The 17112-nt window shown below is 32.6% G+C and carries 13 protein-coding genes; 7 read left to right on the top strand and 6 right to left on the bottom strand.

Annotation, left to right across the window (positions count from 1 at the left end):
• Positions 1-2: 2 nt before the first annotated feature.
• From JS605_RS05250 to JS605_RS05235, 4 genes are all read right to left on the bottom strand, one after another.
• On the bottom strand, positions 3-3107 hold the full coding sequence (locus tag JS605_RS05250) for a SusC/RagA family TonB-linked outer membrane protein (protein ID WP_203256602.1): 3105 nt from the start codon (positions 3105-3107) through the stop codon (positions 3-5).
• 230 nt (positions 3108-3337) lie between these two features.
• On the bottom strand, positions 3338-6148 hold the full coding sequence (locus tag JS605_RS05245) for a helix-turn-helix and ligand-binding sensor domain-containing protein (RefSeq protein WP_317194118.1): 2811 nt from the start codon (positions 6146-6148) through the stop codon (positions 3338-3340).
• Between the two features lie 111 nt (positions 6149-6259).
• On the bottom strand, positions 6260-6934 hold the full coding sequence (locus JS605_RS05240; RefSeq protein ID WP_203256601.1) for a head GIN domain-containing protein: 675 nt from the start codon (positions 6932-6934) through the stop codon (positions 6260-6262).
• Between the two features lie 87 nt (positions 6935-7021).
• On the bottom strand, positions 7022-7318 hold the full coding sequence (locus tag JS605_RS05235; RefSeq protein ID WP_203256600.1) for a heavy metal-binding domain-containing protein: 297 nt from the start codon (positions 7316-7318) through the stop codon (positions 7022-7024).
• Positions 7319-7431: 113 nt separating this feature from the next.
• Here JS605_RS05235 and JS605_RS05230 point away from each other — a divergent pair, with 113 nt between their 5' ends.
• The 4 genes from JS605_RS05230 (at position 7432) to JS605_RS05215 (ending at position 11008) form a co-directional block, all read left to right on the top strand.
• The gene (locus JS605_RS05230; RefSeq protein WP_203256599.1) at positions 7432-9087 is read left to right on the top strand and encodes a SulP family inorganic anion transporter; all 1656 of its coding nucleotides are present in this window, start codon (positions 7432-7434) and stop codon (positions 9085-9087) included.
• A gap of 96 nt (positions 9088-9183) precedes the next feature.
• Positions 9184-9825 (top strand): hypothetical protein, encoded by a 642-nt coding sequence (locus JS605_RS05225; RefSeq protein WP_203256598.1) that lies wholly within the window; start codon positions 9184-9186, stop codon positions 9823-9825.
• A gap of 93 nt (positions 9826-9918) precedes the next feature.
• Positions 9919-10200: a putative quinol monooxygenase gene (locus JS605_RS05220; protein ID WP_203256597.1), complete on the top strand. Its 282-nt coding sequence runs from the start codon at positions 9919-9921 to the stop codon at positions 10198-10200.
• Positions 10193-11008 carry a helix-turn-helix domain-containing protein gene (locus JS605_RS05215; RefSeq protein WP_203256596.1) on the top strand — a complete coding sequence of 272 codons (816 nt, stop codon included), beginning with the start codon at positions 10193-10195 and terminating at the stop codon, positions 11006-11008. Before JS605_RS05220 ends, JS605_RS05215 begins: the two co-directional genes overlap by 8 nt.
• Positions 11009-11010: 2 nt before the next feature.
• On the opposite strand, the gene rnr is transcribed toward JS605_RS05215, so the two are convergent.
• Positions 11011-13245, bottom strand: a complete 2235-nt coding sequence (gene rnr / locus JS605_RS05210; protein ID WP_203256595.1) for a ribonuclease R — start codon at positions 13243-13245, stop codon at positions 11011-11013.
• A gap of 637 nt (positions 13246-13882) precedes the next feature.
• Here rnr and rpiB point away from each other — a divergent pair.
• The 3 genes from rpiB to JS605_RS05195 all read left to right on the top strand — a co-directional run bounded on the left by rpiB (position 13883) and on the right by JS605_RS05195 (position 15765).
• Positions 13883-14317, top strand: coding sequence for a ribose 5-phosphate isomerase B (gene rpiB / locus JS605_RS05205; protein WP_203256594.1), 435 nt, complete (start codon positions 13883-13885; stop codon positions 14315-14317).
• 23 nt (positions 14318-14340) lie between these two features.
• Positions 14341-15261 carry a cation diffusion facilitator family transporter gene (locus JS605_RS05200; protein WP_203256593.1) on the top strand — a complete coding sequence of 307 codons (921 nt, stop codon included), beginning with the start codon at positions 14341-14343 and terminating at the stop codon, positions 15259-15261.
• 63 nt (positions 15262-15324) lie between these two features.
• Positions 15325-15765, top strand: a complete 441-nt coding sequence (locus JS605_RS05195) for a GNAT family N-acetyltransferase (RefSeq protein ID WP_203256592.1) — start codon at positions 15325-15327, stop codon at positions 15763-15765.
• Here JS605_RS05195 and JS605_RS05190 read toward each other — a convergent pair whose 3' ends face one another.
• On the bottom strand, positions 15766-17109 hold the full coding sequence (locus JS605_RS05190; RefSeq protein ID WP_203256591.1) for a T9SS type B sorting domain-containing protein: 1344 nt from the start codon (positions 17107-17109) through the stop codon (positions 15766-15768). It lies immediately after the preceding gene.
• Positions 17110-17112: the final 3 nt, after the last annotated feature.

Below are 17112 nucleotides of genomic sequence, written 5' to 3'. Positions count from 1 at the left end.
GCTTAAAAATTTAAATTAACGCCTAATAAATAAGTGGCTGCAACTGGGTAAAAACCTTTGTCTATTCCTCCTCCAATCGGATCTCCGTTTGTTGCTGAAGGGTCGTAGCCTTTGTAATCTGTTAATGTATATATATTGTTACCTGAGAGGTATATTCTAATTTTATCGATTCCAGTTTCTTTAAAACCATCAGAAGCTATTGTATATCCTATTTGAATATTCTGTAAGCGTAGGAAGGATGCGTCTTCAACAACAAAATCTGAAAACAGATCAGTATTAATGTTTGCTCCTGCAATAGCTCTTGGGACATCATTACTTGTTCCAGAACCCTGCCAACGCTCTAATACATAAGTACCTCTATTGGCAAATAAATCTTTACGCTCATAATCTCTTATCATATCATTTCCTACCGAAGCAAAAGCGTTTGCGCTAAAATCAAGGTTCTTGTAAGAAAAGCCAATGTTGAATCCAAATGTAAAATCTGGTATTGCATCACCTATATTAGTTCTATCATCATCAGTGATTTGTCCATCTCCATTAGTATCCACAAATCTTAAATCTCCTGGAGCAATATCTCCTACGGTGCTGTATGTTCCTGTTGGCGACCCAGCATTTAAGATATCTATCTCTTGCTGTGTTTGATATACACCATTCGTTTGATAGCCGTGAAAATAACCTAGAGGCTCTCCCACTACCATACGAGAGATATCGTTCTGACTAATACCTACGCCAAACTCTCCGCCAGGTGGTACATCTCTTCCGTTTAGTGACGTTACCTCGTTTTCTAAATAAGTCATATTAAAACTTGTATTGAATGAGAAATCATCTGAGAAGTTTTTATTATATCCAATCATAAACTCCACTCCTTGGTTTTGCACTGTTCCTGCATTAATAAATGGCGATGCAGCACCTGGTGCTCCCACACCAATTATACCTGGCGCTTGGGGTTGTATCAATAAGTTTTTGGTTTGTTTTCTAAACACATCTACTGTAATGCTAATTGCATTATTGAACAATCGGGCATCCAAACCTACGTTTGCTGTTTCTTGCTCTTCCCATTTTAAGCTAGGATTACCTATTGTTCCTGCACCAACACCGTTAAGCAAATCATTCTCATCAATAACATTTGGGTCTCCAGAATCTATGGTTGCTTCTCCGTCTAATCTTGTTAAGAAAGCAAAATCATCAATTCTGTCGTTACCTATAATACCGTAACTTGCCCTTAACTTTAAAGAATTAATCCACCCATCTGCATTAAAGAAATCTTCATCTGAGACATTCCATCCTATCGAACCGGATGGGAAGTAGCCTACGTTATTGTTATTCTCTGTAGAAAATCTTGAAGACACATCTCTACGAATCACACCAGATAACAAATACTTCCCTTTATAGCTGTATTGCACTCTTGCAAATGTTGATGATAATCGAGAGTCGAACTGATCTCCTCCTAAAGCTTTAGAGGCATCGTTAATTCTATCTGAAATAACACCTTCAACTCTATCGCCTATCCATCCATCCACAAAAGCATCACTTACTGAATTGCTACCGTTTCTTAATTGAAGACCTGTTTGTCCATAAAAGTGCCCTCTTGTTCTAAATGTAGACATACCTAATAACACTGTTAGATCGTGGTCTTCAGCAAATGTATTTGTATAGTTTATGTAGTTATCCCATGTGTAGTCTGTGTATAAATCACTAAAATCTTGTACTTCATTAATCTCTCTGTTAGAAGATTTACCATTTCCATAATCTACAATAGGAAAGAATACATCATCTAAAACATTTGAATAGTTTATCTGAAATTTAGAGCTTACCGTAAAATGTTCTAGAAACGTATAGTCTAATCCAATAGTACCACTATATCTATCTACCCTTGTGATGTTATGTGTATTAGCAATTTGTGCTACAGGGTTAATGATTTCAATTTGTGAAATATCATTCGCAAGTGAAAAATCGCCATTTTCATCTCTTAAAGGTAAATCTGGATTAATGTTTACTGCACTGTATAATACAGAACCAATACTCCCTTCTGGTAAATTGTTTTTTGTGGAATTTGTATATAATGCTGTTGTAGACAGCTTTAAGTTATCTAGAATATCATATTGGTATCCTAGTCTTGCTGTAAACCTTTCAAAGTTATTTTTGCTGGCTCCTACAATTCCATCTTGGTTTAAATAAGAGGCTCCAAAGGTATACGCTGATTTCTCTGTACCACCACTACCACTAAAATTAATGTTTGAAATTGCTGCTGTTTTAAACACCTCATCTTGCCAATCTGTACCTTCTTGAGGATATACAAAGTAGCGTGTTTCGTCAGCAGCGTCATTTACATAAATTGCAAAATTTAGAGGATCTAATAGATCTATCTTGCTGTTTGTTGTTTGAAAACCCGTGTAAGCGTCTACTTGGAATTTTAATTCTGAGTTTTTTCTTCCTGTTTTGGTGGTAATTAAAATAACACCATTTGCTCCACGAACACCATATATACCAGCAGTGGCGTCTTTAAGTACGTTTACACTTTTAATATCGTTAGGATTTATTACAGAAAGGTCTTCTATAACGTTACCATCTACCAATATTAATGGTCTGTTGTCTCCATTCGTAGTAATACCACGAATCCTGATATTTGCACCAGCACCTGGAGATCCTGATGTTGATGTTACATTTACACCTGCAATTTGTCCTTGAAGCGCTTGCTCTACCCTTTGTGGGTTAAGCTTTTCAATAGCTTCAGCATCTACAACAGAAACAGCACCTGTAACTTCTTTCTTGCGTTGTGTACCGTAACCAACAACAACAACTTCGTCTAGCGCAGCTACATCCTCCTCAAGTTCGATAGTTAGTTTTTTTCCATCGGATACTGTAACTTCTTTAGTGACGTATCCAATAAAACTGAAAGTAAGGGTAGCACCAGGTTTTACATCAGTGAGGGTAAAATTCCCATCAAAATCAGTAACTGTTCCTTTAGTTGTGTTTTTGACGATCACATTAACACCTGGAATAGGAAACCCCGTATTGTCCAGTACAGTTCCGCTAACGTCTATATTTTGAGCACCTAGATACCCAACAATAAAAAACACCAGCGTTGTGACTAATGAATGTCTCATAGTTTAATTAGTTTTGAGTTAGTCTTATAAAATTATAAGGAATCATTGATAAATTCTCATTTTTACCCCCTACAAAAAGTATACACTTTAAAAAAAGGTTAATTTATTTATCAAATCATTAAATAATCAAGGTTTTACAGGCTTTTAGGATGATTGCTCTATAAACCTTAAAAAAGCAAAAAACAAAAATGTTGTGGTAATGTATGGGTAATATTATGCGGTGTAGGGGATTATATCTCCAAAATATAATCAGATAAACTTGCTTCATGTGGCAAATTCATCTTTTTTCTAAGTCTGTAGCGCTTCACTTCAACACTTCTTGGAGAAATATTTAACAGTGGGGCAATCTCTTTTGAAGATAAGTTTAAACGTAAGTAAGCACATAATCGCAAGTCATTTGATGTTAGATTAGAATGGATACTTTTTATTTTCTTTAAAAAGTCTTTATCAGCATTATTAAAAGCTTCTTGAAACAAATTCCAATCGTCTGTATTGTTTAGGTTTTTATCAATTATTTTGATAACCTTATTTAATTTACTGTCTTCAACGCTTTCTAATTCCTGTTTTATACTGCTTAAAAATTCGTTTTTCTTTATGAGGTTCATTGTAGAAATGCCCAACTCTCTGTTTTTATTTTCTATGTCTTCTTTTAGTTTATCATTTCTAAAACGCATTAATTGCTGTTTATTTTCTAACTCTCTTAATTCAAACTCTCTGGTTGTTTTTTGCATTAAACGTTCTCTTTGTTTTCTGTAATATCGCTTGTAAACGTTATGCATAAACAACGAAAATAAAAGTACACCTAAAACATATGCTGATATTGCTAAATTTGATAAGAACCACGGTCTTTCGATTCTGAAAGTGTAGCTTGCATTATTTAGTGTGGTCTGGTTTCCAACCCTGCCGCTTAATAAAAATGTATAACTTCCGTATGGTAAATTTTTAAACAATACGCTTCCTTCTGTTGACCAATTACTCCAATTATCATATATACCTTCTAATTTATAGCGATATTCTGGTTTTGGGGTTTTGAGGTATTCTGATATACTATATGAAAATTGAATATTATTATCCTTATTCTCCAGTTCTAGCTCCTGGGTAATGTCAGCAAGCCTTTTCTGGTTATTGCCATTTAACCTACTAACTTGTACTTGATTAATTTTAACTTCTGGCGCCTTATTAGTTAATCTATTTAAATCAATAATAACATAACCTGTTGTAGAGCCTAGTAAAAACTTTTGGTTGCTAATTTGTGTAACACTCTCATAACCTACCACATCGTTTCTAACATCCTCTGGAAAGGGTAAGGTAAATATTTTTTGTTCTCCACTTAACTTAGATGACGTTAAATATTGAATCCCTGCTGTAGAAAAACTCCAAAGTTTATTGGTTCTGGAATCTGATACGAGTTTAGCTGAAGTGAAGTTATTCTCATCAATCAATTTACTTAAAAGGCTATCTTTCTTAAACTTTTTAATAGCCTTATTGTATTTAAAAACACCATGTCGTGTAGCATATAATACATTGTTTTTGTGTTTTATAAGGCTAGAGTGAATTCCCTTCTTTAAATCGGTATCAAGAGAAAAAGATAACACCTCGGTAAAATCAGCATTCAATTTTAATTTATACAGGCCCTTGTATTCATGGCTCATGTAAATTTCATTTTTTCCTACAAACTCAAAATACCTTGTAGATAAATCGAAGTTTTTAATCTTGTGTTTTAATTGCCAGCTTCCATTGTTTTTATGTAAGATACATAACCCTTCATAATTACCCTGAATGAGTTCTGAACGATTTTCTGCTATAGGTTTTATTTGCCATGTCCCTTTTACATCAGCAATTTTTGTTGCTATGGTGTCATTAATTATAAACGTTCCGTTGTTGTGGCCACAAAATAAAGTGTCTTCGATTACCCCTAAAAACCATACTTGTCCCTGTGTGCCTTTTGTAAATTTAAAACCATCATTGCCCCTCATCTTTTTATAAAACAGGCCCTGGTTAGTGCCTAAATATAGCATACCATTATGCACTTGGGAAATGTAAACACTTCCTATAACTCCATTTTTATCAAAATAAACACTGTATGGAGAATTTAGGTTTATACAGTTTATCCCGTTATCTAAACCCAGCCAAATATTACTATCTAAATCTTCGTGTATCGATAATATGGTATTGTTGCTTAATCCATTAGTTTGATCGATTTTAAATTTTAAATCTCCTTTGGCAGTGAGTATAATTATACCATTGGATATGGTGCCCAATGCATAACTTTTATCTTTTAGCTTAACGCTACTAAAAACACTTACGTTAAACAAAATATCATTTGCGGGAATATCCCAGGGTAATAATTGGTTGTTTATTAACTTAAAAAAACCGTTGTCCTGAGTGAGTATTAGTGGGTAGCCTTCATGGCTATAGACATTAACAACTACATTTTCTTTAAGTATTTTATCCTCTGATACCAAAATAGCTTTACCGCTTTCTATCTTGAACAGTCCTTTTTCTAAACTTTGAAAATAGAAATTTGTGCCTTCTTGAAATAAGCTTGTTATGCTTGCATCAAAATCTACTGTATTGTACGACTTTGTTTTGGTATTATAAATATGAATGCGGTCTAGTGACTGAAAAATTATTGAACTATTTAATGCTTTTATGTTCCAAAATTCTTCATCTTCAAGAAACTCCACCTTAAGTGCTTCTGAAAGGGATGTGTAATTTAATTGTCCGTAATTATCCCTTTTCCAGTATCCAAAATCATGATAGCTTCCTGTATAAATTAAACTATCTAAAGCTAGTACTGTACGTATAATTGTTTCATTTGGAGACTCGTATACATTCCATTTAGCACCATTAAATTCTAATAGACCTTTGTTATTCGCCACATATATATGACGATTTTCTGCTTGGGAAATAGACCAATTTTGAGACGCTGCATCGTAATCTTTATGGGTAAAAATATTAATAGGAGGTCTCTCTTGTGCTGCAAGTTTTATGAAGCAACCAAATATTAAAAACAGGAAAAAATAGTAGGTGTTTTTCACATGTATATATAATTGTTTAGTACCCAAGGTAGTAAAAACAAGGGTTATAAACAACTATGTATGGTTAGTGATGGTAAGAATTGTTATATGAGCAACAACCTATACAGCAATTTAATCCATTCTTTTAATTCTTCCTCCTAGCACTCTGCTTTCATTTATCTCTTCTGGGTTGCCATAAATAAATATATCGCCTCCTGCTCGTACTTTTGCCGTTACTTTTTTTGTAGCATGTATATAGGCTTCACCTGCAGCCCTAATTGAGACTTCGGTAAATTCTGTTTTTAAATCTTCTCCGTTATAATTGCCTCCTGTGTAAATGGATATATCTTGATATTTTGCTTTTCCTGAAGCTTCAATATTAGCCCCAGTAACTGCTCTTACATTTAGATATTTAACATCTATTTTTACTTGAATTTTTCCTCCTTCTTGTGCTGTTAAATCTATTTCGAACTGTTCAATAGTGTCTGCAGAACTTATCGTTGCACCTTCATTGGCATCAATAGCATCAATGCTGGTATAATATAGCTTAACGTTAGTGTTGGCACCATCAAAAGCTTCTTCAAGCTTCATTTTTATTTTAAGCGTACCGTTTTTATTATTTACAATAACATCGTTTTTATTTTTTCCAGTAATTACAACCTTGTCTTCATCAGATTTAATAAGTTCAACATTTATTAAATCATATACTTTAAGTTCGGTAAATTCTCCAACGGTTTTTTCTATTTCTTTTTGGGCTAAAGCGGTATAAGATATTAAGCATATCAATAAGGACGCAACATATTTCATTATGATCAATTTTTTAAATTTCAATTTATAACGTAAAATTACCAATAATTATTCCTGCCTTCTTTCAATTTAAGAAAACATAAACATTTACACTGCAACTTTTACAGCTGTACCGGTTATGGAAACAAAAAAGCACATTCCTGATGAGGTTTCAAAATCTATGGTAATACCCACTATTGCATTGGCGCCAAGTTTCTGTGCATTTGCTTTTAAATTTTGAAACGCTTCTTCCTTAGCCTCCTCTATTAGTGTTGAGGTTATTTCTAGGTTTTTCTCTGTTTTAAAGGAATATTTTTTCTTCAAATTACTTGAAACACCTGTAACAATACCTAAATAATCTTCTATGGGATGCTTTTCTATGGAATTTGTGGTTGTAAGTACCATAAGTCTGTTTTTGAATTAAACCGAAGATAAAAATAATTGACCAACAATTTTAGTGAGATTGATTTTAAAATTTTTTTGGACTAACTTCGTGGGCATCTCATAAAATGAAACCTATGCTATCAAAATTCTACAATATTAAAAATTTAAAAGGCGATTTTACTGGTGGTTTAGTTGCTGGGGTTGTTGCACTGCCATTGGCATTGGCTTTTGGTGTACAATCTGGTATGGGCGCTACAGCTGGATTATATGGAGCGATTGCTGTTGGTATTTTTGCTGCTTTGTTTGGTGGTACCGAGACCCAAGCTAGTGGTCCCACAGGTCCTATGACTGTGGTTTCTGCAGCCTTGGTGGTTACAGCTATACAACTAAGTGGCAGTCTTGAAAATGGTATGAGTATCATTTTACTCACTTTTTTGTTAGGAGGCTTGTTTCAAGTTATTTTTGGTTTTTTGAATATTGCTGGTTATGTAAAATATTTTCCGTATCCTGTAATATCAGGTTTTATGAGCGGTGTAGGATTAATTATTGTCATTCTACAGTTGTTTCCTTTTGTAGGCCTAGATTCTGCAAAATCTACTTGGGCGGTTATTCAAGATTTTCCAAGATTGTTTTCTGAAGCAAATCTCAATGCACTACTATTAGGAGGTATTACCATACTTATCTATTTTGTGTTTCCAAAAATTACTAAGGCCATTCCTAGCGCTTTAGTGGCTTTGATTGTAGCAACGTTAGTTGCCTATTATTTTAAGATGGATGTGCCTCTAATTGGTGAGATACCCTCTGGATTACCCTCGTTTCAATTAGGGGGTATACTTGACGTTGACGCTAGTTATTATCCAAAAATTATTGAATATGGTTTGGTGCTTGCTGTTTTAGGAAGTATTGATTCCCTTTTAACTTCTGTGATTGCAGATAATATGACGAAAACCAAACATAATAGTAATCGTGAATTAATTGGACAAGGTATTGGCAATATGCTTGCTGCTGCTATTGGAGGCATACCTGGAGCTGGTGCTACAAAAGGCACCGTGGTAAATATTAATGCAGGAGGTAAGACACGTTTATCGGGAATCTTTCATGGTATTTTTCTATTGGCGGTATTGCTTGGTTTAGGACAATTGGCAGCTCATATTCCACTTTGTGTATTAGCTGGTTTACTAATTCCTATCGGATTTAAAATTGTGGATTTTAAAGGCCTGAAACATTTATTGAAGGTGCCAAGAGCTGATGCTGTCGTATTAATTTTGGTATTATCGGTAACTACCTTTGGAAGTTTAATTCATGCTGTTGGTATTGGGATTGCTTTAGCTTGTTTGTTATTTATGAAAAAGTCAGGAGATATTAGCGAACAAGGTTTGGAAGTTGGCGCAGTAGCTGATATAGATGGTAACAAACCATGGCAAGATGAAATTGAATTCTACGAGAAGTACAAAAATAAAGTAATCATCAAACATTTATATGGTGCTTTATTCTTCGGATTTACTTCTTACTTTAAAGACCAAATTAAAGCCTTACCAGAGGAAATAAAAGCGGTAATTCTAAGAATGGATCGTGTGCCTTATATGGATCAATCTGGTTTATATGCTTTAGAAGATACCATTTTTGATTTACGTAACGAAGGTATTGAAGTGCTTCTTGTAGGGCTTAAGGAGCAACCTAAAGATATGTTGTTAGCTGTAGATATTATTCCTGATTTAGTACCTAAAGAAGATGTATTTGAGGATATTGATACTGCTTTTGGCTATTTGAAAACAAAATTGAAAGGCTAAATGTTTAAACCAGAATAAACATTTAAAATTCTGTTTGGTCCTGTTATTTGTATGAATTAAAGATCAAAACTAAATAACTTATAAATAATAATAGAAATGACAATACTATTAGCATGCTTAATTTTTGTTGTAGTTGCAGGATTTGCGTGGATATTCCATCAATTAATACCTAAGTTTATTTTAAAATATCTAGAATACTTTTTGGTTGTTATTGGTTTTATTGGTGTTTTGGCTGCTCTTTCACAGATTGCTGCTGATACCAGAAAAACTAGGTCTCTTGAATTAGTTAACGATGCTAAAGAAACATTTGGATATATGATGCAACGAATAGAATATAGAATGGATGATTGTGGTGTATGGTGGGATGTAGCTTTGGATCAGACAAATAAAGACCCCGAACTATGTAGAGTAAATGAAAAATGCTCTAATACTTGCAGAATAGCACATTTTGTTTCCCAGTATCGTTGGAGACCAATTGATACCGAAATAGCAGATTGGGACAACTTTAAGATGTTATTATGTGGTAATTCGGCTGATTACGAAAATAAAGAAGCAGATGAATTATGCGAACCGGCAACTAAATTTTTAGAAGCGTTAGATAAAGCAAATAAAGCAAAACTCATCGCAGAACAACAACCTTTTTCTAATAAGACAATTTTAATAATAGTACAATTTCTAATTGCAATTGCCTTAGGGCTTGAAGTTGGTAAATTAAGATTGAAACAACTAAAACAATAATAAGAAACATAATACTTATATGTATTATTGTCGCTTTTTTACAATCCTATTAACTTCTTCTTTTTCATTTTTGTCCTATAAAAATTATACAAAATGAAAAAAGTAGTAGTACAAGCAAACATACAAGATAGTGCCATTGCAGAATTTTTAAAAGTAGCTGAAGTTATGGTAGCTAAAAGTAGTTTAGAACCTGGATGCATAACTTATAAAATATCTAGAGGTTTACAGAATGAAAATGAATTCTTTTTCTACGAAGCATACAAAAGTGAAGACGATTTGGAAAAGCATAACACTTCCGATCATTTTAATACCTTTATAGCATCTATAACGCCATTATTAACTGAAGCGCCTTCCATAGAAACATTTGATGTTTAAAAACGAATCGTACAAACCCACTTCTTTTCTATCAAAATATATTGACAGGTTTTACTTTTTTGAAAAAAAGAGTCCTAATTATTTTGAGCTTCCTGAGGTTATGCCAGGAACAGGTTTAGAACTGGTTTTTTATTTGGATACACCACTATCTGTAAACAATAAAAGGCTTCCTAAAGCACATAGTGTGTGCCCACGAAAAATGTTTATGTTTGATAAGGAGAAAAACGTATCATTTATCTCCGTGCGTTTTAAAAGTGGTGCCTTTAGACATTTTTGTTCTTTACCGTTTTCTGAACTTAATGATAGTTATTATTCTGTGCAGACTTTATGGAAACAGAAAGGAGATCAATTGTTAAATAAGCTTGAAACCTGTGTAAATCCTCAGTCTAAAATTAAGGAGATAGAATTGTTTTTGATTGATGTTTTTAATACGTACCATAAAAAAGAAAATGATAAATGGGATGCTATAATTGATGAGTTGTATTATAATTTTAATAGCAATACCATCGAAACTATTTCTAAAAAGGCCAATTTAAGTCTTCGTCAATTTGAAAGAGGTTTTAAAAAACAATTTGGAATAACTGCAAAAGAGTTTCAAAAGATAACACGATTTCAAAATGTTATTAAACAACTTCTTCTTGATAAAAATCCAGATTATTTGAATACCGTTTTAGAAAATGGATACTTTGATCAAAGCCATTTTATAAGAGAGTTTAAATCCTTAACACAACAAACACCATCAGAATATTTTACAACCAAGAATTTTAAAAGTCATTTTTACCATAAATCGATAAAAACTAGTTGTTAATATTATTCAACCTTTCCCACTAAATAAAAATCCAAATGCTTTTTTATTAAATCGGTGTTTTTAACTTTTACAATAACCTCTTCTCCTAATTGATAGCTTGTTCCTGTTTTGCGCCCCACCATGGCATATAGGTCTTGATCAAATGCATAATGGTCGTCTGTCATATCCCTTACACTTACCATGCCCTCGCACTTATTTTGGATAATTTCTACATAAATACCCCAATCGGTAACACCAGAAATTACACCTACAAATTCCTCATCTTTATGGTCTTCCATAAAGCGTATTTGCATGTATTTAATAGAATCGCGTTCTGCTTTGGTAGCTAGCATTTCCATATTACTAGAATGTTTGCATTTTTCTTCGTATTCTGCTTCGTTAGCAGATTTACCACCATCCAAATAATGCTGTAACAAACGATGCGCCATCACATCTGGATATCTACGGATAGGAGAGGTAAAGTGACTGTAATAATTAAAAGCCAACCCATAATGCCCAATATTATGCGTAGTATATTCAGCTTTACTCATACTGCGTATCGCCAAGGTATCTACTAAATTTTGTTCTTTTTTACCAACAACATCTTTTAAAAGATTATTTAAAGAGGCTGTAGTGGACTTTCTATCCTTGAAGTTTAACTTATACCCAAATCTACTTACTACATTTTTTAATGCAGCTAATTTACTTTCATCTGGTTCGTCATGTACACGATATACAAATGTTTTTTTAGGCGATTGTTTGCCTATAAATTCTGATACTTTTCTATTGGCCAGTAACATGAATTCTTCAATCAATTTATTGGCATCTTTACTGGTTTTAAAGTAAACACCTTCTGGATTATTAGCTTCATCTAAATTAAATTTTACCTCTACTTTATCAAAAGAAATAGCACCAGAACTCATACGTTTTTTACGCATGATTTTAGCGAGTTTGTCAAGGGTAAGAATAGCTTTGGCTAACTCATATTTTGTTTTATAAGTATTTCCGGTAAGTGATACGCCTTCGGGTATTTCGGTGCTGATTTGAGACGTTTCGACTGCGCTCAACGTGACACCTGAATTATTTTCTATTATAGCTTGCGCTTCTTCGTAAGCATAACGTGCATCACTATAGGTTACTGTTCTACCAAACCATTCATTTTTTATTTCGGCCTTGTCATTCATTTGAAACACTGCAGAAAAAGTATATTTCTCTTCATGAGGTCTCAACGAGCAGGCATTATTTGATAATACTTCCGGTAACATTGGTACCACACGATCTACTAAATAAATAGAGGTAGCACGCTCGTAAGCTTCATCATCTAGGGGAGTGCCTTCTTTTAGATAGTGGGACACATCTGCTATGTGAATACCTATTTCGTATAAACCATTATCTAATACTTCAAAAGAAAGCGCATCATCAAAATCCTTAGCATCTTTAGGATCTATGGTAAAGGTTAAATCTTTACGCATATCTCTACGCTTAGCTATTTCAACTTCGGTAATAGATGTATCTAATTCGTTTGCAAATGCTTCAACGTCATGAGGAAATTCGTGTGGTAAACCATATTCTGCCAAAATAGCATGAATTTCGGTACTGTGCTCTCCTGGTTTTCCAAGAATCTTAATTACTTTACCATAAGGTGAGTCAGCATTATCTGGCCAATCTTCAAGTGATACTAATACTTTATCACCATCTTCTGCTTTTAAAGTTTTATTGATAGGTACAAAAATATCTTTGTACATTTTTCCGCTATCGGGTACTACAAACGCATAATTACTATTCTTTTGAATTTGGATTACCCCTACATACTCTGATTTAGCACGTTTTATAATGTTGGTAATCTCTCCTTCTATTTTTCCTCGTTTACGTCTCTTGTAGGCATAAAATTCTACTTCATCACCATCTAATGCTTTATTAATATTATTAGATGCTATAAATACATCTTCATCAAAATCGTCACAGATAATATAACCTGTTCCTTTACCAGACATATCTAAAATACCTGTATGATATTCTGCATTAATAATTGCCTTGAACTTACCACGATCTACTTGTTCTATCTCTTGTTTTGCAGCAAGTTTAGCTAAAGTTTTTATAATTTGGTTGCGGCTACTGGCATCATTTACACCAAGTTTTGCAGCTATTTGTTTGTAGTTAAAGGCTTGGTTTCTGTCCTTTTTAAGTATACTTAAAATTGTATTTGTAAGATTCGATATTTTAGTATTTGATCTTTTTCTCTTTTTTCGTTTTGCCATTTAAATTTTTGTAATCATTTCATTTCCTAAAAGTGTCAGGAATTCGTTCTAAAAAACTTGATAATAAAGCATAGTGAAGATATCAAGTTTTCACAAAACTACGGTTTTAATATTAAATGGATGTTTTTTTAAGTTTAAACTCGTTTTACCATACATTATTTACTTATCCACATTATATATCATATTAATATTTTCTTTTTAAAATTTAAAAAAATAAATGATGATTATAATAGTGTGTTAATAACGGTATAACTTTTTTAGGTATTATTTTGAAATATATCTTATTGATTTTTGTTGATAGGAAATTAACAGCTTTTAAAAATGTAATATCTTAAAATTTAGTCAATTTCATTTTACTATTAACAATTGTGAAAAACTACTACTAACAAAAAATGTTTACTATTTCTGGTTGTTAACATAGCTTAAAACTATACCTTAAGGTGCTGATAACTTAACCAAAAATTTACATAAACTAATTTGTATGTTATGTAAATGTTATGGATTGTAATTTTTAAGGAATTTTACAACTTATTTTTATCAAATTTCATCAAGAGATATTAACAAGTCATTAAATATCTAGTTAACAGTATTAGGATTTAGTAACTTTGTGGTGTAAAACTACTTATTTAATACTATCATGACAATTTCAATAGGAAACGATCACGCAGGTACAGATTATAAATTTGCCATTAAAACGTATCTAGAAAGTAAAGGACATACTGTTAATAATTATGGCACCGATGTTCATGACAGTGTAGATTATCCAGATTTTGTACACCCTGTTGCAAAAACAATAGTAGACAAAGATGCTGATTTTGGTATTTTAATTTGTGGTAGTGCCAATGGTGTAGCTATGACTGCTAATAAATATCAAGAAATTAGAGCTGGTTTATGTTGGACCAAAGAAATTGTGGAATTAATACGACAACATAACAATGCAAATGTATTATGTATTCCGGCACGTTTTACTGCTATACCGCAAGCTATACAAATGGTAGAAACGTTTTTAAATACCAATTTTGAAGGCGGGAGACACCAAAACCGAATAGATAAAATTCCGTTATCTTGTTAATTCATTTTTACTAGATATAGAAGATGGGCCATTCGCATGATCATAATCACACGCACCACCATCATGGCGACTTAAAGGGTCGTAATCTATTTATTTCTATTTTACTTAATATTGTTATTACCATAGCTCAAGTTATTGGTGGTATTATATCAGGTAGTTTATCATTATTAAGTGATGCTTTACACAATTTTAGTGATGTTTTATCGCTTGTTATTAGCTATATAGCTAACCGACTTGCTAGAAGAAAAGCTTCCAGTAAAAAGACGTTTGGTTATAAGCGGGCTGAAATTTTAGCAGCCTTTATCAATGCTGCTACTTTAATAATAGTTGCTATTTTATTGATTGTTGAAGCTGTAGAACGTTTTAAAAACCCACAAAGTATTGCATCTAACTTGGTAATATGGTTATCTGTTATTGCTATTCTGGGTAATGGATTTAGTGTGTTATTGCTTAAGAAAGATGCTAATGCTAACATGAATATGAAAAGTGTTTACATACACTTATTAACTGATATGATGGCAAGTGTTGCAGTGTTGCTTGGTGGTTTATTAATGAAGTTTTTTGAAGTTTTTTGGGTAGATAGTGTATTAACTTTTGCTATTGCATTATACTTAATTTGGATGGGGTGGGATTTATTAAAAAATTCAACAAAAGTATTGATGTTATTTACTCCAGACCATATTCCCGTACAACATATTGTTGATGAGATTAATGCTTTTGAGTCTGTAAAAAACACACATCATGTGCATGTATGGCAACTTAATGAAGATGAAATTCATTTAGAGGCACATATTGATTTTAATGAGGATATTACCTTATCTAAATTTGATGCTATTTTAAAGGATATTGAAACCCTGGTATTACATAAATACGATATTAATCATGTAAATATTCAACCAGAGTATGGCAAGGATGATGCAAAAGAAGTAATAGTACAGGATTAAGAAATAATTATAGCAGATAGTTGCGCTAGGTGTTGTGGTAGCAGCTTTTTAAATGAATTTTAAGTGAAGATTACTGTAAAAACTTTTAATGAATTAACCTTACACGAATTATATAACGTTTTACAATTACGTACAGAGGTATTTGTTGTTGAACAGGATTGTGTCTATCAAGATATGGATGGTAATGACGAAAAAGCACTGCATGTTTTAGGTTTTAAAGATGAAACATTAGTAGCTTATACGCGTATTTTTAAACCAGGAAATTATTTTGATAAAGCCAGTATTGGTAGAGTAGTGGTAAAGCAAAGTGAAAGAGCCCATAACTATGGATACAGTATTATGGAAGCTTCTATTAAAGCAATTAAGTTACACTTCAATGAAACTAAATTAAAGATCTCTGCCCAATCGCATTTAGAGCATTTTTATAATAATTTAGGATTTAAGCAAATAGGAGAGGAGTATCTAGAGGATGGTATTCCACATATTGCTATGATAAAAGAGTAATTAACGTTTTAAGGCAAAATAGCCTCGTACCACTTCCCTATTGTTTAGTACGATTTCGTACCAATAACTATCGCTAGGTAAAAGTTTTCCGTTGAATGTACCATTCCAACTCAGAGCTTTAGATGGTAAAAACTTTAAAAGTTGTCCATGTCTGTTAAAAATAGATATACTATTAACGTTATTGTTGGGGTCTACAACTTTCCAAACATCATTTATACCATCATTATTAGGTGTAAAATATTTTGGAATAAGATAGGGTTTATTTGATATTACAATACTAAAATTACTTTGGTTATTAAAACAATTATTTTCGTTGTAGATGTAAATAGTTTGTGTTTGGGTTATCACATCTCCTTCATTTAAAACGCTACCACTACCAAAAGTTCCAGTATAATATGCACCATTGTTTAATGGCGGTAAGGTAAAGGATGTACCTATATAAGTATCTAAAATATCTACAGGCACCTTTTCATTACAGGCGTTTATGGATACTACATAATGTTGATAATTTAGTGGAACCCAAGAGGGACGATCGTCCAATACATTATCTACTATAACACATGTTAAATCTGTATTGCCATCAAAATTCATTGACGTAACATTTTGGTTATTACCATTATTTACATTTAAATAACATAACTGGTTGTTGCTACAATCTAGCTCAATAAGTTGGTTTTGTAATGAAGTATCTAGTTCGTTAATACTGTTATTAGCGCAATTTAAAAGTGTTATGGATGTATTATTAGACATATCAAGATTGCTAATTTGGTTGTTACTACAATCTAGTTGTGAAATTTCGGGATTATTAGAGAGGTTTAAATTTGTTAAAAGGTTATTGCCACAAACCAATCGATTCAATTTTGTATTTATTGATACATCTAAATTTTGAATGGTGTTATTTTCGCAGGTTAATACATTTAGCTCTGGGTTGTTAGATAAATCTAATGTTGAAACACCGTTCCCGTCACATCGTAACGATATTAAATTTTGATTATTGCTTACATTTAAATTAGGTAGTGCATTATTAAAACACCATAAAATTTGAAGATTTGTGTTGGTACTGATATCTATGGTAGTTAGTAAATTATTTTGAACGAATAATTGGGTAAGTGCAGAAAAGTCCTCAATACCTGTTAAATCTTGAATACCTCTGTTATCTATAGTTAAGCTAGTAACACCAACTATATTAGTTGTGGGAACAAAATCGTCTAAGGGTGCTGTATCTAAACCCAGATCAATCAAGGCTTGCTCAAAATTATTGTCTGGAACAAAAGTTTGGGAAAAACCTGTTTTAAAAAAGAGAAGAGCAACAAAAAAAGATAGAAGGTATAATTTGAGAGACATTCT

This window comes from Hyunsoonleella ulvae (genome assembly GCF_016827605.1).
Lineage (GTDB): Bacteria > Bacteroidota > Bacteroidia > Flavobacteriales > Flavobacteriaceae > Jejuia > Jejuia ulvae.
The sequence above is the reverse complement of the archived record's forward strand: the minus strand, read 5'-3'. Positions and strand labels throughout refer to the sequence as shown.

Bases quoted from the DNA above. Each gene is read 5' to 3' on its own strand.
- JS605_RS05250 (WP_203256602.1), bottom strand. From the start codon at position 3,107: ATGAGACATTCATTAGTCACAACGCTGGTGTTTTTTATTGTTGGGTAT.
- JS605_RS05240 (WP_203256601.1), bottom strand. From the start codon at position 6,934: ATGAAATATGTTGCGTCCTTATTGATATGCTTAATATCTTATACCGCT.
- JS605_RS05235 (WP_203256600.1), bottom strand. From the start codon at position 7,318: ATGGTACTTACAACCACAAATTCCATAGAAAAGCATCCCATAGAAGAT.
- JS605_RS05230 (WP_203256599.1), top strand. From the start codon at position 7,432: ATGCTATCAAAATTCTACAATATTAAAAATTTAAAAGGCGATTTTACT.
- JS605_RS05225 (WP_203256598.1), top strand. From the start codon at position 9,184: ATGACAATACTATTAGCATGCTTAATTTTTGTTGTAGTTGCAGGATTT.
- JS605_RS05220 (WP_203256597.1), top strand. From the start codon at position 9,919: ATGAAAAAAGTAGTAGTACAAGCAAACATACAAGATAGTGCCATTGCA.
- JS605_RS05215 (WP_203256596.1), top strand. From the start codon at position 10,193: ATGTTTAAAAACGAATCGTACAAACCCACTTCTTTTCTATCAAAATAT.
- rnr (WP_203256595.1), bottom strand. From the start codon at position 13,245: ATGGCAAAACGAAAAAAGAGAAAAAGATCAAATACTAAAATATCGAAT.
- rpiB (WP_203256594.1), top strand. From the start codon at position 13,883: ATGACAATTTCAATAGGAAACGATCACGCAGGTACAGATTATAAATTT.
- JS605_RS05200 (WP_203256593.1), top strand. From the start codon at position 14,341: ATGGGCCATTCGCATGATCATAATCACACGCACCACCATCATGGCGAC.
- JS605_RS05190 (WP_203256591.1), bottom strand. From the start codon at position 17,109: ATGTCTCTCAAATTATACCTTCTATCTTTTTTTGTTGCTCTTCTCTTT.